This window comes from Corynebacterium tuingiense (genome assembly GCF_046718165.1).
Lineage (GTDB): Bacteria > Actinomycetota > Actinomycetes > Mycobacteriales > Mycobacteriaceae > Corynebacterium.
This window is the reverse complement of record NZ_CP177101.1, coordinates 667,335-691,017: the sequence shown is the minus strand read 5'-3', so window position 1 is coordinate 691,017 and position 23,683 is coordinate 667,335. Positions and strand designations below refer to the sequence as shown.

Below are 23,683 nucleotides of genomic sequence, written 5' to 3'. Positions count from 1 at the left end.
CAGAGCGCGGTTGAGGTTAATCCTCCCCGCGCTCTTGTTGCATCCGCCACCGGATGCCGGCTTCCAAGAATCCATCGATGTCCCCATCGAGCACCTTGGAGGGATCGCCCATTTCAAAATTGGTGCGCAGGTCCTTGACCATTTGGTACGGGTGCAAAACATAAGAGCGCATCTGGTTGCCCCAAGAGGCATTGCCGCCGGCGCCAAGCGCATCGAGCTCCGCCCGCTCTTCCTGGCGCTTGCGCTCCAAGAGCTTGGCCTGCAAAACCCGCATGGCAGAGGCCTTATTTTGGATCTGCGACTTCTCGTTCTGGCAAGTGACCACGATGCCGGTGGGGATATGAGTCAGGCGCACCGCGGAATCGGTGGTGTTAACTGACTGTCCACCGGGGCCAGAGGAACGGTACACATCCACGCGCACCTCGTTATCTGGCACATCAATGTGGTCCGTTTGCTCCACCACGGGAAGGACCTCGACCTCTGCAAAGGAGGTTTGGCGCCGGCCCTGGTTATCAAAGGGCGAAAGGCGCACCAGGCGGTGCGCGCCCTGTTCCACGGAAAGCTGGCCGTACATGTATTCCCCGTGCACCACAAAGGTAGCGGATTTAATGCCCGCCTCCTCGGCATAGGAAATATCGTAAATATCCACCTTGTGATCGTGCTTTCCCGCCCAGCGGGTGTACATGCGCATGAGCATCTCCGCCCAATCGGCCGCGTCTACCCCGCCGGCACCGGAGCGGATATTGATCACGGCCTCGCGCGGGTCATATTCCCCTGAGAGCATGGTGGTTACCTCGAGGGATTCGATGGCGCTTTCCAGATCAGCAAGGTCTTCATCGGCTACCGAGACGGTGCCTTCTTCCTCCGCGAGCTCGTACATCACCGGCATATCATCTAAACGCCCGCGCAAGGATTCCAGTTTGCGGACCTTTGCCTGTGCTGAAGACAGCTCAGAGGTGACCTTTTGTGCGTGCTCGGGGTCATCCCATAGCGAGGGATCCCCAGCTTGGGCTTCCAATTCCCGAATGCGCGCAGCCAAGGCTTCCGGATCCATGACCTTTTCAATGGTGGTCAGGGTGGTGTCCAATTGCTTGAGCCGTGTAATTACTTCGGGACGCATAGGGCCCAATCTTACCCACCTCCCCCACAGAATTAGCCATTGGTTGGATTTAGGGTGACAATGGTGTGCATGGATCAAAAGCCAAGCTTGCAGGAGATGATCGATGCGGTCATCAAAACGTTTATTGTCGCGCATGCAGACGATGGGGATGCCCATTTGGCGCAGGCGCTTGTGTATAACGCCGGACGCTTGGCTTGGCGCTTGCGCGAGATGGGCGTCTCGGTCGAGCAGAAAACCTCTATCTCTGACGTGGTCACGGATGCGGACCGCGCCGCAGAGCGCTTCGTCGCCGGCGTGCTAGAGGCCGTGCGCCCCGAGGACGGCCTCGTGGGTGAGGAAGGCACCGCCCGCGAGTCCCAGTCTGGGCGCAATTGGGTTATCGATCCGGTCGATGGCACCTATAATTTCACCTCTGGCTCGGATTATTGGTGTTCGGCGCTCGCGCTTACCGATGCTTCCGGGGTCGCCCTCGGCGCCGTCCACCGCCCCGCCATGGGCTATACATGGTTTGGCGGGCGCGACTACCCCACCTCGCTGGATGGCAAGGACGTCGCCAAGCTGGCAAATAAGCCCGCGGAAGAGACCTCGCTCTCGTCCTACCTGCACCCTACGTCGCTGGCGGATCCAGAAATTCGTGCTGCGTGGCAGCGGGTGACCGAAAACTTTGCTACAGTCCGTATGCTTGGTGCCGGTTCAGTGGACTTGGCCTCCGTGGCAGAAGGTACGTGGGGCGCTTGGATGCAGCACTCGGTAGCAGATTGGGATTGGTTCCCTGGCAAGGCTCTCATTGAGGCCGCCGGTGGTGCAGCCCGCAAGGTAGAAGCCGGTGGCGTCGAGTGGTGCTTGGCCGGAAATAAACAAGTAGTTCAACAAATGGAGGAATGGCTCCGTGGGTAAATTCAAAGAAGACTTAGGTCTCGCACTCGAGTTAGCCGGTCACGCCGATGTGGTCACGATGCACCGTTTTGAGGCCACCGATCTATCCGTCAAGGAAAAACCGGATCTGACCCCAGTCTCGGATGCGGATCTCAACTGCGAGAAGCACATTCGCGATTCCCTGAAGCGCTCCCGCCCGCGCGATGAGATTTTGGGCGAAGAATTCGGCGGCCAGGCCTGTTATGAGGGCCGCCAGTGGGTCATCGATCCCATCGATGGCACGAAGAACTTCGTGCGCGGCGTGCCAGTATGGGCCACGCTTATTTCCCTGCTCGAGGACGGCGAGCCGGTCGTCTCCGTGGTCTCCGCCCCTGCCCTGCGCCGGCGCTGGTACGCGGCGAAAGGCGCCGGTGCCTACCGCGTCTTTGGCGGCGAGCCGAAGCGCCTGCACGTCTCCCAGATCGAAAAGCTTGGGCATGCATCCCTGGCCATGAGCTCGCTCACCGGCTGGTCCGAGCGTGGGTTGCGCGATAAGTTCCTCAACCTCACGGATAAGACGTGGCGTCTGCGCGGCTACGGCGATTTCTGGTCCTACTGCCTCGTGGCAGAAGGCGCCGTCGATATCGCCACTGAGCCGGAGGTCTCCCTCTGGGATCTCGCCGCACCGTCCCTTCTCGTAACCGAGGCCGGCGGCACGTTCACGGATCTTTCCGGCAATCCTGGTCCGCACGGCGGATCGGCCATTGCGTCCAATGGCCGCCTGCACAAGGCCGCTTTGCAGATGCTGCAGGATTAAGGTCGGGCCGAAAGCTTCAATAAGACCGGTCCACGGCGCCCGGCCTCGGCGCCGGAGCAGCCGGCGCTCTGCGAGCAGCTTCCGCAGCCGCCTGTGGGGCATGAAGAAAGCGATTCGCGCACAAGCTGCGCGCTGTGCTCCAAGTGAGCGAGGATAACCTCCACCGTCCCCTGCCCTAATCCCGTCGCGCGGGCGATGTCCGCGGGCGTGGAGTAACCGCTGCGGATCGCTTCTTTTACCTTGTCTGTAGGGCTCATAGGAATAACCTCAGCACTTGGAAGACGCCGACGGCCAAGACCCAAGCCGTGACGAGCTGCAGGGCAAAGCCGATGAGCGTCCACTTCCAGCCAATTTCGCGCCGCTGCGCGGCTACCGTGGCCACACACGGGGTATAGGCCAAGAGGAAGACCATATATGCCCACACCGCAGCTAGGCCGTGCCCGCCGGAGGTGGCATCGAAATCGCTGCGGATGTGATCGGCCAGCGAAGACTCGGCTTGTTCCTCAGGATCCGCATCCGTGACGTCATCGACGGCGTAGGTCTGCGCCCAGGTGGAAATCAGCGTTTCCTTCGCCACAAAACCGGTCACCAGCGGGCCGGTTAGGGACCACGAATCGAAACCGGCCGGCGCAAACGCCGGGGATATCGCCTTGGATACAGCGCCATACGCCGAGTCCTCCGGCGGGACGGCTTCCTCGTCGAAGGAGTGGCCACCGGTAACCGGGATGGACATGAGCAGCCAAATGACCACTACCGTGGCCACGATGATGCCGCCGGCGGTATGCAGGAATCCCTTTAAGCGCACCCACATGACCGAAAGCGATAGCTTGAACGTGGGCAGCTGATACGACGGCAAGTCGATAACGAGTGCCTCGGACGGCATGGCGCGCCAGACTGTTTTGCGCAGTGCCAAGCCCACGGCTACCACCAGGGCGATGGACAGAACGTACATGCCAAAGACCGCCGATCCGGCGTGATCTGGGAAAAAGACCTGCGCCAGCATCATAAAGACGATAAGCCGCGCCGAGCACGAGGTGAAGGGGATGAGCAGGCAGGTAAGGATGCGGTGGCGGACATCGCCAAGCACGCGAGTGGCCGAAATCGCCGGCACGTTGCAGCCATAGCCCACCACGATGGGGATAAAGGCCTTGCCAGGCAGGCCAATCGAGCGCATCACCCTATCGGTGACCACCGCGGCGCGCGCCATGTAGCCGGAATCCTCCAGCACCGCCAAGCACAGAAACATCAGCGCCAGTAGCGGAGCGAAGGTCAGGACCATGCCGACGCCGCCAATGAGGCCATCAACAAGCAAGCCCGAAATCAGCCAGTGATCCAGACCAATGGCTTCGAGCCCGGCGCGGGCCGCGTCCGAGACCGGACCGGTGACAAGGTCTTCGAGGCCGTCCTGCATGGGCCCTGCCACCGTGGTGGTGATGAAGAAGACCGCCCACATCACCGCGAGGAAGAGCAGCGGGCCCACCACTGGGTGCAGCACCACGCGGTCCACGCGCTGGGTGAGGGTCTCGCCTACCTCCACGCGGTGGACCGCAGCTTTTTCGGCGGCATCGAGATCCGCAAAGCGCTGATCCAGGCCGGAATCCTGGCGGATGATGGTTGGCTCGACGCGCATGGCCTGTGCCACGGTGGTTTCCAGCCCGTCGAGGTTGCGCCGGCGCCGTCCATTGACGCTGACCACTGGCATGCCAGTGGCGCGGGAGAGCGCTTCAGTATCGATGCTAATGCCCTGCTGCTCGGCCATATCCTCCTTGGTCACGCCGATGACCACGCGGTATGGCTCGGCGGCAATTTGCAGCGCCAAGTTGAGCCCGCGGGCCGGGGCCGTTGCGTCCACGAGGACCACGACGACATCGGGGCGCTCGTCTGCCGGGCAGTCAATGAGCATCTGCTTGGTAAAGGCCTCATCCGGGCTCATGGGCTCAAGTGAATAGGCGCCGGGTAGGTCGATGATGTCAAAGGCCTCTGGCTGCGCGTTCCAGAGCCCGCGGCTGACCTCGACGGAGGTGCCCGGCCAGTTGCCGGTCTGGACCTTCGCTCCGGTCAATGCGTTAAAGAGGGTGGATTTTCCGCAGTTGGGCGCGCCCACCAGTGCGAGCACCGGCGTGCCTTCCGCAGCTATCCGCATGGTGGAGGTGCTGTGGCAGCTTGCTGGGGCCGTGGAGTTATGTGCCATCGCTTATGCCTCCACCGGAATGACTTCGAGTTGGCGCAGCGTGTGTGCATCCACCGCATAGCGGGCCGTGCCTACGCTGACCACGCGCGCACCGCCGGCAACGGTGCGGCCGATCTGCACCCGGGTACCAGGACTAAAGCCCAGCTCGCGCAGCCGCACGGCCAGTGCCGGTTGGGTCTCGGTCGCGTTGTGCAGGCAATCAGCGGATAGTTCCACCACGGCGTCAGTGGGTGCTTGGTCCGCGCGCATGGGCCCGGTTTCTGGTGGGGTGGAATGGGTTTTGTGCATGGGGGAAACCTCAGTTCAAACTTCGCTGTGGAAGCGTTAGCCACAGCAGATATTGACTATTCCTAAATGGACAATAGGTAAGTCTCACCTTAGTTTATGTCTTTGGTTGCAGGCAAGGCTATCCTGCGCTTTCCCCCACTTTGGCGGGACGCATGCGCGTTATACGCACATAGAAATTGCGCATAAAAAAGCGCCCCGCGTGGCTCTTAAAGCCGGACGGGGCGCTATCTGCTTCGCGGTTTATGCTTCGGGCAAGGTAAACCCTGCGCCAACGCCACCGCGGCGGTTCATATCCGCCAACACGGTGTCCATGTTGGTAGCGGCGGTGGGGTTGTGAACCGCACCCTGCAGCGGGGTGCGGCACGGGAAGTTCACCGGCAGGAAGCCGCCGGAGATGGAACCGATGAGGCGGTCACCGGCGAGCAGCGGCGCGCCGGAATCGCCCATCATGGCGCAGACCTGGTTGACCTGGATGCTTTGTGCCTGCTGATAGGTCATACCGCAGGTCTTGCCGGTGGCAACGCCCTGCTTGCATACGGTCTCACCCGGGTTTACGGTTCCGCCCAGGGAATTAACGGTAACCCCGTTGTAGGTGCGGGTGACCTCAGCATTAGAGCCGAATTCGATCACCGAATAATCCAGCTCGTCGTTCTTGGCCACGATGGTGCCCGTCGGGCCAATGTGATCGGAATCGGCCGAGGTAATGGCATCACCCTCATTGCCGCAGTGCCCCGCGGTCAGCCCCACCTTGCGACCGGCATCGTCATTGCCGGCAACGCTCAAGGTGCACATGGTGTCACCATTGATATAGATGGGAGTTCCAGGGCCATAGAGGGACTTGCCCTGGTTCATGGCAACATCGGATTCTTCAGGAATGCGCGGGGCATCGAACAAGGAACCCGGCACGCGGTGCAGAACAAAGTCCGAATCGGGCTTGCCCGCAGCTACCTTGGAAAACCCATCATTTTTCCACTGGTAGTTGGGATTATTACCCAGCGGCTTTTGCTCTACCTGGGTGGCTTGCTCCAGCAGCCCGAAGGGATTCGGGTTGGTGGCCGGCTCCGCGTACTGGGCCCCCTGCTGGACGTTATTCGCCACCGTATCGCGCGCGTTCTGCACCGCGGAATCCACGGTATCGGTGACCTGCTTATCCACCTCTGGGGTCTCAATCCCAAAGTCCGCGAGGCCATCGCGCACTTGGTTGATTAACCCTGCCGAGTCAATATCCGGTTGGGGCAGTTCTTGGGCGCCTGCTGCCGGGGAACCCAAGAAAAACGCACCAGCGAAAGCCGAGCCCACCAGGACTTTCTTTAGGTGCGGAATGCGAAGCATCAAAGTACCTTCTTTCAGTTGTCAGAATCGTGCTAGCTAAATCCTGACATGGATGACGTGTGAAAGCAGCTAAGTCCTGTGACTGTTTCCAAGCCGTTACCGTTCTTTCAGGTTTCGGGGGTGATCACACTATTAATCCGTACCCAAAAACTTTTCGATGCCCTATTCTTCACCCCATGAGGTCCCCACAGATAAGCGCTGAGACTTAAGATGCCAGAGCCGCTTTCTTATTCCGATACCGCCGGATTCCCGCAACTGCACATGAGCAGGGTCATCGACGCCGATTTCGATACCGCAGCCCACCGGCTCTTTCGTTGGGGCATCCAGCGCAGCGGCCTTTTCCGCGTTCACCCCACCCACCCGGTTGTACAAGAAGACGCCGAGGTCACCTTAGGCCTTGGCCCGTTTGATTTCCGCTGCCGCGTGGTCGAGACCTTCGCCGACGATGGCCGCTGCGGCTTTACCTACGGCACCTTGCCCGGCCACCTCGAGCGCGGCGAGGAAAGCTTCACCCTGGAGCGCCTGCGCGATGGCCGGACGCTGCTGCTTATCGATGCCGCCTCCGAGCCCTTCCTTCCCGCCTTGCGCCCGCTTATCGATATCCCCCGTCGCCTCCTCATCCGCTGGTTCTACCTGCACGCGCTGGACTAGCGTGGCAGCACAAAGGCCGCTGCCCCTCCTCTCTAGGAAAAGCAGCGGCCTAGGCGCAGTTAACTACTTGCGCTTTTCATCGAGGTTATCGCGAGCCTCGCGCACAACGTCTTTCACGCGGTCAAAGAAACCGCCCTTCTTACCGGATTCTTCCTGGTATTCCTGCGCCTTGTCTTCCACGAAGTCCTTAGCGCGGTTGATGGCCTCTTCAACGACATTGCCAGCCTCGGTGACCTTGTCCTTCAGGTCATCGAAGTCATCGCGTTCATCATCTGCAGCGTCCTCTTCCGGTTGCTCCGGCGCGGTGCCGATGTGCTCTTCTTCGGCCTCGCCCACAACGTGCTCTGAGGGCTCATAGTCCGCGTTGTCCTCATCCAGCTTTTCCTGCAGGTCCGGCTGCTCGGACGCGGCGGCGACGTGTTCTTCCTCAGCACCAGTAACGACGTGGTTCTTCGGCTCGTAATCGCTCTGGGTCGCGGAGTCGTCCTGCTCGTCTGCGTTCGCCGTTGCAGCGGCACCGGCAGCTGCGGCACCAGCTCCCGCTGCGCCGGCTCCCGCTGCCGCAGCCTTGCCGGATTCAATCTTGTTGCCCTCGGCATCAGTAGATGCCAAGTAGGTAAATTTCTCGCGGTCCACGTCTACTTCGTGACCTAGGGCGCGTGCAGTTTCTTTAGCCATTGCTTTGTACTCCTTAACTAGATCTATTCTTTCCCATCCTAGCGTTCCAGAAAGTTAAGGTGCGTGCACGGGAACCGGCATTGGGAGAAACCGGAAGGCTCTTTTGTGCTCTTCGGGTGCTACCCCGGCAGATAGAGGTACGGATGAGCGTCAGGCTGCCCAAAACAACCGCATTTCGCCAAAAATCGGACCGAAAAATGGACAAACGCGGTTGCTATGGACGCTTTCTACCCCTTCACCGCGCTCATCCCGCAAAAATTAGCGTGCAGTAAACACTCGTGCACTAGACATGCGTGCACTATGCATGTATTCTGCTGGCATGGACACTCCAAGCAAACAAGTCGCCGACGCACTGGGTCTACTTTCCCAGCGCAGCCTCCGTCGACGCATGTACGCCCATCTCACCGAGGGGCTCGGTGAAGAAATCAACGAATCCACATATTTGGTGCTCAGCGGCCTAGACCGCTGTGGTCCCTCCACCCCGAAAGAGCTCGCCACAGTCATCGGCCTGGACCGCTCAGTGGTATCCCGTCACGCCTCGGCCCTAGAAAAGGCCGGACTCATCGCGCGCGCTACCGATCCCCGCGACACGCGGTGGATACAACTGTCGCTAACCTCACTGGGCCAAGACAACGTCGCCGTGATGCGCTCACGTCTGGCCCAACAATTAGAAGAATTCCTCGCCCGCTGGCCGGAGCCCGCGCAACAACAATTCGCGGAAATGCTCACCGCCCTCACCCACGACGGACCATTCGCCCACTAACTCACACACCTCCATCACTATCTCCATCATGACCACACCTCACCACGCCATCTGCGCACACACTCCGAAGGGAGCCCCTCATGCAGGAAAAAGAAAAACTCGACCCCCAGACTAGGCGGATCGTCATCGCCCTAGTCTTCGGCTCAATTTTGCCGCTGCTAGATATCGGCATCGTTAACGTCGCCATTCATTCCATCAGCGAGGCGTTCAACGCACCGATAGTTCTCGCCCAATGGGTCATCACGAGCTACGGGTTGGCCTCCACCATGGCCATTCCGCTCAGCGGCTGGGCAACGCGCCGCTTCGGCGCCAAAAATCTCTGGATTACCGCCCTGGCAGTCTTTACCGTCGCTTCAATCCTGTGCGCGATGTCTACGCATATCGACTTGCTCATCGCCTTCCGCATCCTGCAGGGATTCGCGGCGGGTTTCTCGGTGGCGGTGATGCAGACCCTCATCGTCACCAATGCCGGAAAGGACCAGGCCACACGCGCCATCACCGCAATCGGGCTACCGGCGGTCATCGCACCCGCGATTGCCCCACTACTGGGCGGGCTGCTTGTCGATGCCATCGGCTGGCGCGCCATCTTCCTCATCAACGTCCCCATCGGCATCGCCGCGATTGCCCTTGCCGTGCACTATCTAGAACGGACCCCAGCAGACCCTGCAGCCCAGCTAGACCGCACGGGATACTTCTTGCTCGCCCCAGGTTTGCTCGCGGCAGTCTATGGCTTTACCACCATCGGGCACATGAGTTCTTGGGCAAGCGTAATTCTCCTCGTCGCCGGCGCGGGGCTGATTGGATACTTTGTGCTGCATGCGCTCCGGGCGTCATCGCCGCTTATCGATGTCCGCCTATTCACCCACGCCTCCTTTTCCTCAGCGTGGGCAACACTGGCCATTGCAAGCACCGTATTTTATGGCGGGCTCTTCCTCATTCCGCTGCACTATCAGAGCAACCATGCCTACACCGCACTGCATGCGGGACTGCTGCTGGCCCTACAAAGCGTGGGCGCCTATTTCAGCCGCTCGGCATCGAAAAAATTCATCGCCCGATGGGGTACGCGTAAGACTGTCTACATGTGCATTGCCGCCACTATTATCGGAACGCTACCTTTCGCCTTTCCCACCGGCCAGGCGACAGGCTGGCTCATCCTTCAAGGCTGCGGGCTATTCGTGCGCGGCGGCGGCATCGGAGCGCTCACGGTGCTCACGATGTCCGCGACCTACCACGGCTTAGCAAAAGATGAAGTCGTCCATGCCAGCGCTGCGGGCCGCATAGCGACCCAACTCGGCAGCGCACTAGGCGTATCAGTCTGCACGGTGCTGATGACTCTCACCCACGGAGTCTGCTGGACAACCTTAGCCTACTTCACCGTGTTCACCACGCTTATGGCAGCCACGGCCACCCGGCTCCCGCGCGGGACCGTGGTTCGGAAATAAAAGGTGAAGCTCGAGGCGTTTGGCCCACCGAGACTCCTCTTTAGGAATTCGCTTCTGCCTCCAGGACGAAGAGGTGTTTGCCCCAGCCAACAGCCGTGGCAGAAGAAATAAGAGCGCGGCTATCAGCAACAACAGCGCTGACATCGTCCTGAGTCGGCACCTTGGTGCCGAACATGGAAAGCCTCACCAAGTCCTCTTCATAGGAATGCTCATCGCCGCCGGTTTCCTCCAGAACCTCGGAAAGGATATAAGCCCGATGGAACGCATCACCGTGAGTGGCGCGGTCTAATTGGGCAGTCACCTCTGCGTTGCCAAAGACACTCCAGGGATCAATGAAGACTACATCAGTTGCCCACGCATAATCCGCCTCAGTGGGATTAAAGCCAGTTCCATCGCCACTCTTTTCGCACCGTTCACGAGAAGCTCCTGCGATTTCCCGTAGCACTGCTTCCGAGGAAGCATCGGCGATCACCCTGCTCTGGGCATGCTCACATCGCCGGAGAATTTCATCTGCATATACTGCACCTCCCTGGCCAATGATCAGAACGCGAGCGGTATCATTCAGATAGTGCTGCATCGCCTGTGCTGCGGACGGAGCAGTCCAGCCAGCGCTCATATTCTTTTGCTCAATGCGCTCGGCCGCGAGTTGTGGGTCACGGCTCACATATTCTGACCACGGCAATCCCTGTTCGCCTTGCGGTGCCGCCTCACCGGTACGAAGGCTATGCTCAAGGCGCATCAGCGCCATCGCCTCAAGATGCGCCGGCCCGCTGAGCCAACGCACCACATTGGAATCTGGGTCCGCTAACTCCATTCCCATTGCAGTCAAGGTGAGGGTGGTTTCGCTGACTTCGACGAGTTCAAGAGCAGCTAGGTAACGGATAAACCTCCGTAACGCCTCCTCGTGAAGGTCTGCCGCAGCAGCAAGGGCAGGAAAAGTATTGGCACCCGCGTCGATCTCTTGGAATAGCCCTAAACGTACTGCAGTGCGGAGCGCAAAGGCTGAATTCAACTCAGTCAAATCATGAATATTGTGCAAAACACTATTGCTGCTCGATGCGCTTTCTTTGCCATCTTTCCGGCTAGTTCGCCGCCAGTAACCTGTAATTTCCTGATGCTCAGGGGCGATTCCGGAAGCCTTAAACAAACGCCGCAGTGTTTTCAGCCGGGAGGCCTCCCCCGCCGCCCATACATATGCTTCGCCCCTAGGCAATTGTGAGTCAGCGGTCTCTTCAAAGAGCGCACTAGCCTTTTCAACGAAGCCCTCGCCCTGGTCACGTATCGCCCAGTGGATCTGTACTGAATCCGGAATGTCTAATTTTTGAATATCAGCGTTCGTCGGAACCTCCACCACCGCAATCGCATCATGCCCAGATGGGAGCGATTCCAGGCAGCGGCCGATGGCTGGGAGCGCAGTCTCGTCTCCTGCCAAGAAAAGCCAATCGGTATGCGTGGGCAACTGTGCACACGACTTCGGGCCTGCCACAAAAATGGGGTCACCAATGCGAGCACTCTGTGACCAGTTTTCGGCCAAGCCCTCACCATGGCGCGCGAAATCAATTGCTAATAGCCCATTAACAGCGTCAAAGTAGCGAACCGTGTATGTGCGGAATAAGTTCTTAACGGCTTCTGGCCACAGGAGGTTGCCATCGTTTTGGGCGATTGGGTGCGGTCGCTCTCCAGTCTCCGGATCCGGGAAGATGAGTCGAACGTCGTCATCAAAACCATGGCTTAATAATGAAGGAACGGAAATACCATCGCGTTCGTGCTCCTGGAGCTGCTCCCCGCTGAACGTAATTCGCCGCATGGATGGCGATATATCTTCGATATTTTCCACGTATAATTCCCGGTAGGAAATTGGATAAATTTCCCTGCTCCGGCTGTTCCTTGGCATTTTGAGACCATTCCCCTCTCGGTCTTGATGGCTTTTATTTCACTTTGTTCGATGGCCTAATTTTTATTTAGTTTTGCTGACGCTTTGCACGCCTCTCCCAGCGCCAAGCATTGTCCAGCTCACCTACATACCTTTAATGCAGTCATCTTTCTGCGCCGATGGGTGACTATGCGGAAAGCTTGGGGCCAAGCTTTCGTGGCTGGAAAGGCAGGAATGGACGCACCACTGCATTGGATACAGTCCATTTAAGACAACGCCTTCCGATAAATCGGAAGGCGTTGGCGACTACCTGCAACAGCGGGGTGAGCCCCATCTAGCAGGCGTCGGAGTTGTGCAGACCTTAACTACTTTCCAACCTTTTCCAGCGTCGGCATCGTCTTGTCCAGCACCCAAGCTCGGCTCAGGCTCGTTGGGTTGTTGAGTCCAGCGACGACCGCTTCGTCACCAGCGAGAGTCGCACCGGATTTCACCTGCGGCAAATCTTTGTATCCCGGAGTATTTTCAACTTCTTCGATTGAGCCGGTGCGGTTATAGATGACCATAAAATCAGCGGCTAGGTAGGACACGTTTTCCGGAGAAAGCGTGACTCGGCCCTTATCAACTGGAACCGTACCGTCAGTCAGTTTCTCCGGGAACTTCATACCTAGATCGTAGATGAAGGATGCACCCGGATCCTCAGGGTCAGCAACGGCGCCAAAGGATCCCTGGGCGAATTGGGAAACAATGCCGGTTTTACCAGAGAGGTTTGGCAATTTTTCCTTCACATCAGCGAAACGCTTCTGATCCTCTTCAATGGCTTTCTTAGCTTCGGACTCCTTATTGAATATCTTGCCCAAAGCTTCTAGTTGTGCTTCCCAGCCAATGCCCTCCCCGGTATCGGAGATTCCGCCGAGAGTCGGTGCGATGGCTGACAATTCTTTGTAATTATCCTCAGATATTGTCCAATAGTCACCAACGATGAAGTCGGGTTCGATTGCCGCGATTTGTTCTTGTGGCAGAGTTTTGAAATCTGCCTGATCGATCACCTTGACACCATCGAGCTTCCCCTCGCGCCAAGGCGAGTTCTTATCCTTTGCATTCTGCACGACGGCTGCTGGTTTAATTCCAAGTTCCAGCAGGTTATCAACTGCAGGCCCCACGGCAACCACGTTTTGTGGATTGACCGGATACGTATCTGTACCCCGTGCATGCTCAATGGTCACGTCTTCTGCAACTTCGGAAGTTGCCGCTTCATCGGTTGAATCGTTCGACGAGCATCCGGACCTGACCCCCAGATGGTGGACACCTTGAAACCAGCATCTCGCTGGGAAGTGAGGTACCTTTCCACCATGCCACGCAAGACCTACACCGAGCAGTTCAAGCGCGACGCAGTCTCGTTGTACGAGTCGACCCCCGGAGCAACGCTCAACGCGATCGCCTCCGATCTCGGGGTCAACCGCAACTCCCTGCGCACCTGGCTCGACGCCTTCGGCACCGGCACCAAAACCAACGCCAACGGTGAAAAAGTCGCCAGCCCCATTGCCGCAGCCAACAGCGCACGCACGCCTGCTGAAGGACTCTCCGACGCCGAACGCATCCGCGTGCTGGAACGCGAAAACGCCAAGCTCCGGGAGGAACGAGAGATCCTCCGCAAGGCGGCCAAATATTTCGCGGAAGAGACGAACTGGTGAACCGCTTCCGGTTCGTTGATGACAACCGAGGCCTCTACGAGGTCAAGCGGTTATGTGAGGTTTTGAAGATCAACCGGTCCTCGTATTACAAATGGAAATCAGCTGCTCCTGCCCGCCGGCGACGCGTCCTTGACGACGCGGTGCTGGGAGCGAGGATCAAGGCCGTGTTCACGGCCGAGAACGGTTGTTACGGGGCGAAACGCGTGACGGCGGCCATCAATTCCGATCCAGCCAACGACGACCTTTTCAATCACAAGCGCACCGCCAGGTTGATGCGCCAGATGGGCCTGTTCGGCTACACCAAAAAACGCCGGGTGAAGACCACCGTGTCTGCGAAACGGGCTCCGAAGTTGCCCGACCTGCTGAAACGCCGGTTCACCGCGGAGAAACCGAACACCATCTACGTCGGCGATATCACGTACCTGCCGATCGCGGACGGGTCGAATATGTACCTGGCCACCGTCATCGACTGCTATTCGCGGCAGTTGACCGGTTTCGCGATCGCCGACCACATGCGCACGGAGTTGGTCGAAGAAGCTCTCACAATGGCCCACGGGGTCCGAGGCAACCTTGACGGGGCGATTTTCCACTCCGACCATGGCAGCGTCTATACCTCTGGGCAATACCGGAAGCTGTGTGAACGATTCGGTGTCACCCAGTCGATGGGAGCAATCGGGACGAGCGCGGACAACTCGTTGGCGGAGTCGTTCAACGCCACGCTGAAACGGGAAGTCCTCCAGGACGAGTCCGTTTTCCCAAGCCAGCTCGTATGTCGTCGGGACGTGTTCCGGTGGTGCACGCACTACAACACCAAGCGCTTGCACTCGTGGTGCGGCTATCGCTCGCCGAACGCCTTCGAAGCCGCCGGATCAGCTACACTTACTATCGCATCTTGATTAAATCCCCGTGTCCACTTTCCGGGGTTCGGGCCCTCCTGACAGAACCAATCCGGCACAGATAGTGGCCGCGATAAATGACCGTGCTCCCCTTTTTAATGACATCCCTATTCCTTAAAGTCGATTTCCTGAAGTTGCCTTTTCAACGCCTTCCATTGGATTTCCCACAGACCCGCAAGCAACTTTTAGGTTAGGTTAGCTTTACCTTTACCACATTGCAATAGTGTGCCGATACATATTTGTGGAATATGCCATTAACTGGCCCCACCTGGACCGAAAATCGCCCCGAGAGGATTACACCCCTCCCTCGATTGCAATCGAGAGGCGAAAGCCTCCATCTACCCCCCCTCCCCACCCCAGGACAAGTTAGTATCAAATTTACCCACCTGGATTAGGGTTGACTAACCTAATCTGAAAAGCATATATTTGTGCCACACCTAACACTTCGTAGATTGTCGATGACGCTGAACCGCGCAAATTCAGTCGCTAGCTCAGCGTAAGCCACAAGTGGGAACAGGAGTTTTCTTTGAGGAGATGGAAAGACTTCAACCGCAAGCCAAACACCTCAAACGACTGATTTCTCATTCTTATGGGCCTGACTCTTGGTTGAGCCTATCCAGCCCTAAAGAACACAGGTCTTACCGCACAGAACAGGAACTTCTCGACTGACCGCCATGAGTACTCATTCCAGTTTCAGCACTAACGGCACCCAAGTGCCTCGAAGCCGCACCTATTCGCGACGCGTTGCTGGACTCATACTATGTCTGGCACTGCTCGTCCTCGGAATTTTCTTGAGCATCGCTGTCGGAGCTAGAAGTATTCCACTGACCGACGTCATATCTGCCCTCAGAGAAGTTCCATCGCACCGTGAAACTGCTCTAAACTTTGAACAGCAAGTACTCTTCGAGCTCCGTGTGCCGAGGACGTTGATCGCAATCGTAGTGGGTGCTTCTCTCGGAGTAGCTGGCGCTTTAATTCAAGGCCACACACGAAACCCGCTCGCAGATCCAGGCATTCTTGGAGTCAATGCTGGCGCCGCCTTAGCCGTAGTTTCCAGCTTCGCGCTCTTTGGCTCAATCAGTATGTTTGCCACCACTGTGGCTGCTTTCTTGGGCGCGATAAGTGCAACCATCATTGTCTTCGGTATGGGACGCATCAATGGAGGTAATGCTAGTCCGCTTACTCTTACGCTGAGTGGCGCAGCCTTATCCGCTGTGTTGAATTCAATCACTACAGGCCTCATTCTTGCAGAAGAAGCCAATCTGGACCGTATGCGTTTTTGGACAGTAGGTTCGGTAGCGGGTCGAGGTCTAGACGTCTTTTGGGGAGTACTACCATTTCTAGTCTTGGGCATCGTCTTAGCCTTCGCTTCAGCCCCATCGTTAAACTTGCTTAGCCTCGGAGACGATGTGGCTCAAAGTCTCGGTGCTCAAACCGATCGGGCTCGTCTCTTTGGCATGGTCCTGATCGCTCTGCTTGCGGGGGCTGCGACGGCCATGGCAGGGCCCATAGGGTTCATCGGCCTGATAGTGCCGCACTTGGTGCGTGCCATCACGGGTCCTGACTATCGGTGGATTTTGCCGTATTCCGCCCTATTGGGCGCCACGCTACTGGTGCTAGCTGATGTCATTGGCCGGATCATCGCACGCCCTGGCGAATTACCAGTAGGAATTGTCGTCGCTTTTATTGGCGCCCCATTATTCTTCATGCTCGTCTTCCAGCGGAAGGGAGTAGCGCTATGAATAGTCACCGCAATTCTGTCCCCGGTCGCCCCGCCTTCCGCATTGGTACAAAACTATTAGAGCTCTCAACTGTTTGGCGCCCGTGGCAGCTATCTACAACTTTCATCCTCGCTATATTGGCCCTACTTCTTGTGCCTTTTTCTATCATGCTGGGAGATTATCCAATCTCTTTCGGTCGAATACTGGAAGTTATTGTAAGCGGCCAAGGCACTCGACTGGAGAAACTAGTCGTCTTCGAATGGCGAATGCCCCGTGCTCTCACTGCGTTTACAGTAGGATGTGCACTTGGTCTCGCTGGGGCTCTAACACAATCGATAACCAGAAACCCGCTCGCCAGTCCTGACATTTTAGGCATGACCGCTGGCGCCTCAGCAATGGCGGTTACGGTTATCGTCTTCGGCTCGGGTAGCGGCTTCATAGGTTGGTTAGCCGGCATCGGCGTCCCACTAGCCGCTTTTATCGGAGCTGTCAGTACAAGCGTCGTCGTGTGGGTTCTTTCCTGGAAAGGAGGCGCAAACCCATTCAGGCTCTTGCTTTCGGGCATAGTCTTGACGTCGCTGTTGTCTGGCTACATCAGCTTCGCTATGATTCGTGCGCAATTGCACGATGCCTCCGTCGCCCAATTTTGGCTGACCGGCTCACTAGATCGAGCTAATTGGACTACTACTTTCCCAGTAGCTATCACAATAATAATGTCTGCACCATTGCTCGGATGGGTTAGTTACCAATTACTTCCCACGGCGCTTGGCCCAGACATGGCACGAGCACTCGGTTCTCGTTTCAATGCGGTGCAATTCTCTGTACTCATACTCGCCGTAGCATTAACTGCCGTTGCGGTCTCCGCAGCAGGCCCCATTGGTTTTGTAGCCTTTGTTGCTCCTCAATTAGCACTTCGTATTTGTCGAACCTCAACACCTCCGCTGCTAGCCTCTACCTTCACTGGAGCGATTCTCTTACTCGGTGCAGACGTCATCATACATGTTCTGCTGGGAATCGAGCTTCCTGTTGGAATCGTTACTTCGATAATTGGGGGCCTGTTTTTACTCTATTTACTCGTTCAGCAAAATCGGAAGGTCCAATCAGCTTAATGTCTGACCCATTAATCACTTCGCGCACAGCAATTACGGCATCAAACCTCACTGTAGGATACGCGCGCAATACTCCGATCCTTGAAAATATTGATGTAGAGCTCCCGAAAGGCAAAGTCACTACGATTGTTGGCCCCAACGGATGCGGAAAATCGACACTCTTACGCAGCCTCGCGAAGCTGTTACCCATAGAAAGTGGCACCGTAATGTTAGGTGAGCGCGATATCACCGAGCTTCGCCGAAAGGATGTGGCCACAAAAGTTAGTGTGCTGCCGCAGGCCCCTATTGCGCCAGAGGGTTTACTTGTATCCGATCTTGTCGCTCGCGGGCGCCATCCACATCAATCGTGGCTGCGCCAATGGTCAGCATCCGATGAGCAGGAGGTTTATTCCGCGCTCGCACAAACCGGCTCGCTGCAATTTGCCGAACGCTTCATTAATGAACTTTCCGGTGGCCAACGCCAACGAGTGTGGATTTCCATGGTTCTAGCTCAAGACACAGGGGTTATGTTCCTTGACGAACCCACAACATACTTAGATTTGGCGACGTCCATCGAAATTCTCGAGCTCATTCATTCGCTACGAACAAGACTGGGGCGCACCATCGTTATGGTTCTACATGACCTCAACTTAGCTATTAGATATAGCGACCATTTGATTGCAATGAATCAAGGAAGAATTCTTGCAACTGGGGCTCCCAAGGAGATTATTTCCCCTCAATTACTTCTCACCGCATTCAACTTAAAAGCCTTGGTTATTGAAGATCCAGTTACAGGAGGCCCGCTCGTTGTCCCCTCCGGCGCCAATACATAGTGACGGCACCGCTCTTTGCATGTCCGAGACCCCCAGTGGGTTAAGGGTGAGAATAAAAAATGACCTTCACCAGTGGAAAGCACGGGTGAAGGTCTAAAAATTGGCGGCAAGAGCAGAATTGTAAACCACTACCCCCAATTAAAGGAGCTTCGAATACTTATACGTGAGCCAAAAGAGTGTTGGCCATGTACTCGGAGCCTGCGTCCGACGGATGAAAGTTCATGTTGTAGTTCGGCGTCGTGGTATCAATCAAGCCAGCAACCCAGCGCTGGGCATCTGGAGCACACGTATCATGGCCGCGAGCGCCATCAATCATGTCAACGTAGGTTGCCCCAATTGAATTAGCGGCCTCGATTTGGTTAGCGCGGTTCCAATTTTCGACATCCCGCACGATTGGGACATAAATACCGCCCGGGTGGTTCGGAATCACATTGACTGCACAGAACGTTGCGTGTTCACGCTCCACCGTGGGCAGCGCGCCCGATACAACGATCTTTGCTCCCGGTGCTGCGCGGTGAATCTTGTCGCCAGCTTCCCGCAAACGGTTCACATAGTTGTCGTGGACGTTTTCGGGACATCCGGAGAACTCTTCAACACATCGAAGTTAAATGGACCGTAGTCATTCATTCCTACAGCGATGACGACGGTGGAGTCATTGCGGACGTCACCATTGGCAATAGCCCGGTCCAAGCGTTGATTCATGGTGTTGGAAGTCTGAGCGGTGCAGGACCAATCGGCCAGTGGTCGATTCGTCTTTGCGGCAAGCTTCCGCGGCCAGTTATTAGGCGCCTGAAGACACCCCTCGCGCTGGGGATAGTTATCGGTTGCGCCAGGAACCCCACGGAAGGTATTTCGGACTTGGTCAGGGTTGGCGGAGTAGGAGTCACCGAGCGTGACGAGATTACCGGTCGGTGCGGCTGACGCGACACCGGAAAGACCAGTAGCGAGCATGACTGCTCCGCAAGCTGCAGCAATGTATTTGCTCACAAGGCGCATATTTGCGTTTCCTTTCAATCAATATTGAGTTGCTTTTCTAGCCTTCCGATAGATGACTACTCACATTGAAAGTGTCATCAGCATCGATATAAACAATTTATAGATGGTATCCATCGGTGGCTATGATTACCGCTATCACTATAGCGAACTCTCCCAGTGGGTGCAGGGATTTTTACTTTTATCTCAAAGCCCTAGTATTTTCACTCACATTTCTTACGTAACCCCAGAATGAGTATTTTATTTTCAATATAAGCGCAATCTATTACTTCTGGGTCTTGCGGTATCAAACTCGGAAGTTTCCGGTGGGGAAGGTACCCCACTTTGATTCTCATTTTGATTCCCAAATCCAGCCGGGGGATACAAATCTTACGCATCGGTCCCACATACACCTATATCCCGCCGAAAAGGCTGATGCAGTATACGGTGGCTTCCAAGGAATCCGCAGACCCGTCCTCGACCCTCTCAAGGATGCGCTCACCGAAGAACATGAGCCCCAGATATCACTCTAGGGGTTCAATAAGATCGGCACGAATGACAGCAAGTTCTCAGGGCGCCAAGCGTTGCTAGAACTCATCATTTCCAATTTCGCCTGGCAAAAGAGCGTAAGGCAGGGTGACGTCAGCCTTGATGTGGCTTTTATAACTGAAGCGACTATTGAGCCACTTCGTACGCGTCTCGATATTGCCGCCTCCACGTGCATTTCTTACATCAATATGGAAGTAGACCAGCCTTCTACAACAACGCTATCCCAACCGCATACTCACACTCCATAGGAATCAGAAAAGGACCCATGAAATGACAAAAAGTGCCCAGCCGACGACACGCCAACCAGACACACATTTTACTACTTAACCCTCAATCTAGACGGCTACCCATAATTGGCCTTACAACGGTTCTATATCTCTAGGCTATGCGAAGTTTCCATAGCCAGAAATGGTACTCACCCATAAGAACGCTGATACGACAAAAACCGTGGCGAATGTGAAGGCAAAACCACGCCATGATCGGTCGCTAAGCCGATCCTTTTTCAACATGTAGACAGACATGGCTAATACACCCAAAACCACCAATGAAGGTAAAGGTAGCCCATAGAAAACGAAGGGTATTGGAAGCCATGTGGACAGTAGCACTCCGCCATAAAGAGTTGCGACGCCCAAGACTATTCCAAAAAGTATTCCCGGAATGATCGTCCCTTCCTTCACAACAAATTCCTTACCAATCAGTTTATTTTGATCAGACCACCGTTTCTAGCCTGCTCAGGGCCTGACCCCCGGAAAGTAGACACGTCGGGGGTTAGCTATGCTGCTTGGGTCAGTGTAGCCGATGTGAGTGCTTCGAAGTCGTCGGGGGCTAGAAGGTTGCACCAGGAGTGCCGTCTGCGCGTGTTGTAGCGCATACACCACCGGAAGACTTCTTGGCGGCAGACAATGGGATTGTCAAAGACTTTCCGATCACGCAAAACTTCACGCTTTAAGGCGGCATTAAAGGATTCTGCCAGGGCATTATCGGCACTTGTACCCACTGCTCCCATGGACTGGCGCACACCAAGATGGGCACAGTGGTCCCTAAATGCCTGTGAGGTGTACACACTGCCGTGATCAGAATGGAAAATTGCCCCTGTAAGGCTTCCGCGGACTTTCCTGGCATGGGACAAAGCTTCGATAACCAGCGATACCCGCATGTGATCGGCCAGAGCATGGCCAACGAGTCTGCGCGAGTAGACGTCGATGACCGTAGCTAGGTACATATTCTTGCCGCCCTTACACGGCAGGTACGTAATGTCGCCTACGTACACGTGGTTCGGCCTGTCAGCGCTGAATTTACGGCCTACTAAATCTGGCATGACGCGGTGGCCAGGCTTGCGCCTGGTGGTGATACACCGACGCCGCTTAGTAAAGCCTTTCAGCCCCATGGATTTCATGATGCGTGCGACCTTCTTGTGATTGATCGGAGGAAAGCCCGTATCGTCGTTGAGGCTTGCAGCGATGCGTTTAGCACCATAAAGCCCGTGCTCATCATCAAAAATGGTCTTAATTCTTGCACCAATAAGAGCATCGGAACACGTCTTTAACCTGCGATTTTCGCGGGTGTTGAGCCATTTGTAGAATGAGGATCGATTGAGCTTTAACACGTGGCACATCCGTGTGAGCCGAGTACTCGGTTCGGTGGTCATAGACAAACTGGAAGCGGATTACCAGCGTGTCTCTTCGGCAAAATATTTCGCGGCCTTGCGCAGGATATCGCGTTCTTCGCGCAGCTTAGAGACTTCTTTTTCTAGCTGGCGGATCCGTTCGGAATCAGTCGTCGCCTGGGCCTTGTCACGCAGGGTCTTCGTGCGGGCGCGTTTGCCGGTGCCGTACTGCTTGATCCAGGAATAAAGTGAGGAACGATTGACTCCAAGCTCTGCTGAAGCCGCGTGAAGTGAAAGGTCCTCATTGTTTTCGTAGAGGGCCACAGCATCACGTTTGAACTGTTCGGAGTACCTAGGCATGATGGTAGATTACCTTTCTTCCCAACCCAACCGGGCTGGATATCAGGTGTCTACCAAACAGGGGTCAGGTCCTTCTAAACTTCAGGTGTAACTGGCTCCTGTAGGTGACTGATGATGGTGGCAGCAACTACGAGCGCTGCGGCACCGAAGACTCCACCGGCGACCGCGACGGCTGTGTGGAAGCCTGTGAGGAACGCTCCACTGGCGACCATTCCGCCGAGGACTGCGACGCCGACGACGCTGCCGGTCTGGCGGGCGGCATTGATGACTCCTCCTGCGATGCCGACATGTTCCGGCGGGGCCGAGGCCACTGCGGCCGAGGTCGCGGCCGGCATCGCGAAGGCCATCCCGAATCCAGCCGTGAAGGTCAACACCGCGACCACCACGTAAGGAGTTTCTGCGGTGAGCAGCACGAGGCTGCTGAAGCCGATCGTGCCGACTACCAGGCCGGTGAGCATGGTGGGGAACGCGCCCCACCGGGCGACGGCACGGCCGCCCAGCGGTGACGCGACCACGGCGCTGCACGCCTGTGGTGCCAGCGCGAGGCCTGCCAGCCACGGCTCGTATCCCAGGTACTGCTGGAAGAAGAGGGAGAGCACGAAGAGTTGTCCGAAGAAGCTGATGTTGAGCGCGAGCCCTACCATTGCGGCCACGGAGAACCGGGCACGAGTGAACAAGGCCATCGGCAGCATCGGGTCCGGGTGTCGTCGCTCTGCGATGATGAACAGGGCGAGGAAGACGCCCCCGGCGATCAGCACGGCTACCTGCCAGGGTGACCATCCGTGTTCGCCTGCGGTGATGACTGCATAGGTTACTGCCACCAGCGTGAGCACGGAGAGCACCTGTCCGGGTAGGTCCACCCGTCTCGCGCGACTGCCCGTGAGCGCGGGAATTGCCCACAAGGTGAGCAGACAGCCGATAGCGACGATGGGGAGGTTGACCCAGAACACCGCCCGCCACCCGATCGTCGACACCAGCGCTCCGCCCAGGACCGGTCCGATCGCGGCGGCAACACCTCCTGCGCCGCCCCACAGCCCGATGGCGCGTGCTCGTTCCTTCGGATCGTCGTACACAGCCGACAGCAATGCCAGAGAGCCCGGCACGATCGCTGCCGCGCCCACGCCCTGGACGGCGCGACCAGCGACGAGGAACCCGCCTGTGGGAGCGAGGGCGCACACGGCCGAGAGCACAGCAAAGACCACCAGGCCAGCGAGGTAGACCCTGCGAGCCCCGAGACGGTCGCATGCGGCCCCAGCTGTGAGAAGGAGCGCGGCGAACACGAGGGTGTAAGCGTCGACGACCCACTGCAGTGAGCTCACCGTCGTGTCGAGGTCAGTGCCGATCTCGGCGAGGGCGACATTGACGATGGTCGTATCGAGCATGACGATGAAGAAACCGAGGAGGGTCGCGACCAGTGCCGTGCGCCGATGCGCGGTCATACGCGAGACTCCAGCGAAGCCTCGGCGGGCGGGTGGCCGAAGTAGGTGCGCTTGCTCAGGTCTTGATCCCAGGTCCGGTAGGACCGGTCCAGCAGTGTCGGCAGCACCAGATCGAACAGGCGCCAGGACGCGGCGAAGTGCATGTCCCGGATCTCCCTGGCCGTCTCTCCCCCGGTGAGCGCGAGGAGTTGCTGGGCGACGACTTCGGCCTTGTTGCGGCCGATCGTGTCTCGCCCGGCGCCGTACTGGCGTTGCACGTTAGTCAGGTCGAAGTGGTCGGGATCGGCCAGTTTCAGGTTGAGTGCGCCCATGCGCACCAGGCGGGCGGCTGCGGCACCGCCGATGCCCCCGGTGCCGACGATGCCGATCACGGCATCGCGCAACCGTGCTTGGCGTTCACGCTGTTCCTCGGTGGTGTCGCCGAGCCAACCCAGGTTGCGGTCAACGCGTTCCCAGTAGAAGTCCTCATCGTAGTGCTCGCGTAGCCGTTGGCGGTCCCCGTTCATCGCGATCGCTCC

21 protein-coding genes and 1 pseudogene are annotated in these 23,683 nt (G+C 57.2%); 9 read left to right on the top strand and 13 right to left on the bottom strand.

Annotated elements, in window-relative coordinates; all coding sequences use genetic code 11:
* Window positions 1-16: 16 nt before the first annotated feature.
* The gene (gene prfB, locus ACLI1T_RS03345) at window positions 17-1,120 is read right to left on the bottom strand and encodes a peptide chain release factor 2 (protein WP_411703017.1); all 1,104 of its coding nucleotides are present in this window, start codon (window positions 1,118-1,120) and stop codon (window positions 17-19) included.
* A 60-nt stretch (window positions 1,121-1,180) separates the two neighbouring features.
* On the opposite strand from prfB, the gene ACLI1T_RS03340 reads away from it, so the two are divergent.
* The gene (locus ACLI1T_RS03340) at window positions 1,181-2,017 is read left to right on the top strand and encodes an inositol monophosphatase family protein (RefSeq protein WP_349868558.1); all 837 of its coding nucleotides are present in this window, start codon (window positions 1,181-1,183) and stop codon (window positions 2,015-2,017) included.
* On the top strand, window positions 2,010-2,792 hold the full coding sequence (hisN, locus tag ACLI1T_RS03335) for a histidinol-phosphatase (RefSeq protein ID WP_411703016.1): 783 nt from the start codon (window positions 2,010-2,012) through the stop codon (window positions 2,790-2,792). The genes ACLI1T_RS03340 and hisN overlap by 8 nt, the downstream gene beginning before the upstream one ends.
* Here the strand turns inward: hisN and ACLI1T_RS03330 are convergent.
* The 4 genes from ACLI1T_RS03330 to ACLI1T_RS03315 form a co-directional block, all read right to left on the bottom strand.
* Window positions 2,789-3,049: a MarR family transcriptional regulator gene (locus ACLI1T_RS03330; RefSeq protein WP_411703015.1), complete on the bottom strand. Its 261-nt coding sequence runs from the start codon at window positions 3,047-3,049 to the stop codon at window positions 2,789-2,791. The genes hisN and ACLI1T_RS03330 overlap by 4 nt on opposite strands.
* Entirely contained in the window at window positions 3,046-4,983 is a 1,938-nt protein-coding gene (gene feoB / locus ACLI1T_RS03325) for a ferrous iron transport protein B (RefSeq protein ID WP_411703014.1), read from the bottom strand. The genes ACLI1T_RS03330 and feoB overlap by 4 nt, the downstream gene beginning before the upstream one ends.
* A 3-nt stretch (window positions 4,984-4,986) precedes the next feature.
* Entirely contained in the window at window positions 4,987-5,271 is a 285-nt protein-coding gene (locus ACLI1T_RS03320; protein WP_411703013.1) for a FeoA domain-containing protein, read from the bottom strand.
* A 240-nt stretch (window positions 5,272-5,511) separates the two neighbouring features.
* Window positions 5,512-6,603, bottom strand: a complete 1,092-nt coding sequence (locus tag ACLI1T_RS03315; RefSeq protein WP_411703012.1) for a S1 family peptidase — start codon at window positions 6,601-6,603, stop codon at window positions 5,512-5,514.
* Between the two features lie 210 nt (window positions 6,604-6,813).
* Here ACLI1T_RS03315 and ACLI1T_RS03310 point away from each other — a divergent pair, with 210 nt between their 5' ends.
* A complete protein-coding gene (locus tag ACLI1T_RS03310) occupies window positions 6,814-7,254 on the top strand; it encodes a DUF1990 family protein (RefSeq protein WP_411703011.1) in 441 nt (146 codons plus the stop codon).
* A 63-nt stretch (window positions 7,255-7,317) separates the two neighbouring features.
* On the opposite strand, the gene ACLI1T_RS03305 is transcribed toward ACLI1T_RS03310, so the two are convergent.
* Window positions 7,318-7,932, bottom strand: a complete 615-nt coding sequence (locus ACLI1T_RS03305; protein ID WP_284869920.1) for a kinesin — start codon at window positions 7,930-7,932, stop codon at window positions 7,318-7,320.
* Between the two features lie 319 nt (window positions 7,933-8,251).
* Here ACLI1T_RS03305 and ACLI1T_RS03300 point away from each other — a divergent pair, with 319 nt between their 5' ends.
* Window positions 8,252-8,695 carry a MarR family winged helix-turn-helix transcriptional regulator gene (locus tag ACLI1T_RS03300; RefSeq protein WP_284869921.1) on the top strand — a complete coding sequence of 148 codons (444 nt, stop codon included), beginning with the start codon at window positions 8,252-8,254 and terminating at the stop codon, window positions 8,693-8,695.
* 80 nt (window positions 8,696-8,775) lie between these two features.
* On the top strand, window positions 8,776-10,137 hold the full coding sequence (locus ACLI1T_RS03295; protein WP_411703010.1) for a DHA2 family efflux MFS transporter permease subunit: 1,362 nt from the start codon (window positions 8,776-8,778) through the stop codon (window positions 10,135-10,137).
* A gap of 40 nt (window positions 10,138-10,177) precedes the next feature.
* Here the strand turns inward: ACLI1T_RS03295 and ACLI1T_RS03290 are convergent, their stop codons facing one another.
* Both ACLI1T_RS03290 and ACLI1T_RS03285 read right to left on the bottom strand, forming a co-directional pair.
* Window positions 10,178-11,974, bottom strand: a complete 1,797-nt coding sequence (locus ACLI1T_RS03290; protein WP_284869923.1) for a siderophore-interacting protein — start codon at window positions 11,972-11,974, stop codon at window positions 10,178-10,180.
* Window positions 11,975-12,375: 401 nt separating this feature from the next.
* The gene (locus tag ACLI1T_RS03285; protein WP_411703009.1) at window positions 12,376-13,233 is read right to left on the bottom strand and encodes an ABC transporter substrate-binding protein; all 858 of its coding nucleotides are present in this window, start codon (window positions 13,231-13,233) and stop codon (window positions 12,376-12,378) included.
* 126 nt (window positions 13,234-13,359) lie between these two features.
* On the opposite strand from ACLI1T_RS03285, the gene ACLI1T_RS03280 reads away from it, so the two are divergent.
* The 4 genes from ACLI1T_RS03280 (at window position 13,360) to ACLI1T_RS03265 (ending at window position 18,239) form a co-directional block, all read left to right on the top strand.
* Window positions 13,360-14,597 (top strand): IS3 family transposase gene (locus tag ACLI1T_RS03280; protein ID WP_284853453.1). Its coding sequence is split into 2 segments (ribosomal slippage): window positions 13,360-13,687 and window positions 13,687-14,597, totalling 1,239 coding nucleotides; the frame shifts between segments, so codons are not numbered across the junction.
* 674 nt (window positions 14,598-15,271) lie between these two features.
* The gene (locus ACLI1T_RS03275) at window positions 15,272-16,339 is read left to right on the top strand and encodes a FecCD family ABC transporter permease (RefSeq protein ID WP_023025755.1); all 1,068 of its coding nucleotides are present in this window, start codon (window positions 15,272-15,274) and stop codon (window positions 16,337-16,339) included.
* Complete coding sequence (locus ACLI1T_RS03270; RefSeq protein WP_023025753.1) at window positions 16,336-17,427, top strand: FecCD family ABC transporter permease; 1,092 nt, start codon at window positions 16,336-16,338, stop codon at window positions 17,425-17,427. The genes ACLI1T_RS03275 and ACLI1T_RS03270 overlap by 4 nt, the downstream gene beginning before the upstream one ends.
* A complete protein-coding gene (locus ACLI1T_RS03265; RefSeq protein ID WP_023025750.1) occupies window positions 17,427-18,239 on the top strand; it encodes an ABC transporter ATP-binding protein in 813 nt (270 codons plus the stop codon). The genes ACLI1T_RS03270 and ACLI1T_RS03265 overlap by 1 nt, the downstream gene beginning before the upstream one ends.
* A gap of 157 nt (window positions 18,240-18,396) precedes the next feature.
* On the opposite strand, the gene ACLI1T_RS03260 is transcribed toward ACLI1T_RS03265, so the two are convergent.
* The 5 genes and pseudogenes from ACLI1T_RS03260 to ACLI1T_RS03240 all read right to left on the bottom strand — a co-directional run bounded on the left by ACLI1T_RS03260 (window position 18,397) and on the right by ACLI1T_RS03240 (window position 23,671).
* The gene (locus tag ACLI1T_RS03260) at window positions 18,397-18,789 is read right to left on the bottom strand and encodes a GDSL-type esterase/lipase family protein (RefSeq protein ID WP_411703008.1); all 393 of its coding nucleotides are present in this window, start codon (window positions 18,787-18,789) and stop codon (window positions 18,397-18,399) included.
* Complete coding sequence (locus tag ACLI1T_RS03255; protein WP_411703007.1) at window positions 18,786-19,235, bottom strand: hypothetical protein; 450 nt, start codon at window positions 19,233-19,235, stop codon at window positions 18,786-18,788. The genes ACLI1T_RS03260 and ACLI1T_RS03255 overlap by 4 nt, the downstream gene beginning before the upstream one ends.
* A 1,297-nt stretch (window positions 19,236-20,532) precedes the next feature.
* A pseudogene (locus tag ACLI1T_RS03250) lies at window positions 20,533-21,726 on the bottom strand (IS3 family transposase).
* Window positions 21,727-21,800: 74 nt separating this feature from the next.
* A complete protein-coding gene (locus ACLI1T_RS03245; RefSeq protein ID WP_023027935.1) occupies window positions 21,801-23,165 on the bottom strand; it encodes an MFS transporter in 1,365 nt (454 codons plus the stop codon).
* Window positions 23,162-23,671, bottom strand: a complete 510-nt coding sequence (locus ACLI1T_RS03240; RefSeq protein ID WP_023025736.1) for a ThiF family adenylyltransferase — start codon at window positions 23,669-23,671, stop codon at window positions 23,162-23,164. The genes ACLI1T_RS03245 and ACLI1T_RS03240 overlap by 4 nt, the downstream gene beginning before the upstream one ends.
* Window positions 23,672-23,683: the final 12 nt, after the last annotated feature.

What these genes read in the sequence shown, in the direction of transcription:
- prfB (WP_411703017.1), bottom strand. Translation starts at nt 1,120, where the DNA reads ATGCGTCCCGAAGTAATTACACGGCTCAAGCAATTGGACACCACCCTG.
- ACLI1T_RS03340 (WP_349868558.1), top strand. Translation starts at nt 1,181, where the DNA reads ATGGTGTGCATGGATCAAAAGCCAAGCTTGCAGGAGATGATCGATGCG.
- ACLI1T_RS03330 (WP_411703015.1), bottom strand. Translation starts at nt 3,049, where the DNA reads ATGAGCCCTACAGACAAGGTAAAAGAAGCGATCCGCAGCGGTTACTCC.
- feoB (WP_411703014.1), bottom strand. Translation starts at nt 4,983, where the DNA reads ATGGCACATAACTCCACGGCCCCAGCAAGCTGCCACAGCACCTCCACC.
- ACLI1T_RS03320 (WP_411703013.1), bottom strand. Translation starts at nt 5,271, where the DNA reads ATGCACAAAACCCATTCCACCCCACCAGAAACCGGGCCCATGCGCGCG.
- ACLI1T_RS03315 (WP_411703012.1), bottom strand. Translation starts at nt 6,603, where the DNA reads ATGCTTCGCATTCCGCACCTAAAGAAAGTCCTGGTGGGCTCGGCTTTC.
- ACLI1T_RS03310 (WP_411703011.1), top strand. Translation starts at nt 6,814, where the DNA reads ATGCCAGAGCCGCTTTCTTATTCCGATACCGCCGGATTCCCGCAACTG.
- ACLI1T_RS03305 (WP_284869920.1), bottom strand. Translation starts at nt 7,932, where the DNA reads ATGGCTAAAGAAACTGCACGCGCCCTAGGTCACGAAGTAGACGTGGAC.
- ACLI1T_RS03300 (WP_284869921.1), top strand. Translation starts at nt 8,252, where the DNA reads ATGGACACTCCAAGCAAACAAGTCGCCGACGCACTGGGTCTACTTTCC.
- ACLI1T_RS03295 (WP_411703010.1), top strand. Translation starts at nt 8,776, where the DNA reads ATGCAGGAAAAAGAAAAACTCGACCCCCAGACTAGGCGGATCGTCATC.
- ACLI1T_RS03275 (WP_023025755.1), top strand. Translation starts at nt 15,272, where the DNA reads ATGAGTACTCATTCCAGTTTCAGCACTAACGGCACCCAAGTGCCTCGA.
- ACLI1T_RS03270 (WP_023025753.1), top strand. Translation starts at nt 16,336, where the DNA reads ATGAATAGTCACCGCAATTCTGTCCCCGGTCGCCCCGCCTTCCGCATT.
- ACLI1T_RS03265 (WP_023025750.1), top strand. Translation starts at nt 17,427, where the DNA reads ATGTCTGACCCATTAATCACTTCGCGCACAGCAATTACGGCATCAAAC.
- ACLI1T_RS03255 (WP_411703007.1), bottom strand. Translation starts at nt 19,235, where the DNA reads ATGCGCCTTGTGAGCAAATACATTGCTGCAGCTTGCGGAGCAGTCATG.
- ACLI1T_RS03245 (WP_023027935.1), bottom strand. Translation starts at nt 23,165, where the DNA reads ATGACCGCGCATCGGCGCACGGCACTGGTCGCGACCCTCCTCGGTTTC.
- ACLI1T_RS03240 (WP_023025736.1), bottom strand. Translation starts at nt 23,671, where the DNA reads ATGAACGGGGACCGCCAACGGCTACGCGAGCACTACGATGAGGACTTC.